Annotated in this window: 1 protein-coding gene; it reads right to left on the bottom strand. The window is 62.6% G+C overall.

Going from position 1 to position 223, the window contains the following annotated elements:
- Positions 1-223: hypothetical protein (locus ACQ4LH_RS21830; RefSeq protein ID WP_430699012.1), on the bottom strand; the 223-nt coding region annotated here is incomplete at both ends.

Raw genomic sequence — 223 nt, 5'->3', positions numbered from 1 at the left:
CTTGGTCTCTTCCCAGGCACTGCCCGGCTGCCAATAACCCTCAATCGACAGGCCTTCACTCAGCTCGAATGAGGCATAGCCCATCAGGGTCGGCRCCTGCGAGCCCTGATAGAGCATGCGGGTGCGTTCGGCGGCGATGTTTGTCGCGAATAGCTGAGCCACTTCCCGCCCGGGAGTCGGCCTGAAGCCATTGGCGCCAGCGGATGAAGTCGATGCGGTCAGG

Source organism: Pseudomonas peli (assembly GCF_050563605.1).
GTDB lineage: Bacteria > Pseudomonadota > Gammaproteobacteria > Pseudomonadales > Pseudomonadaceae > Aquipseudomonas > Aquipseudomonas peli_A.
This window is presented reverse-complemented; position numbering and strand designations above follow the sequence as displayed.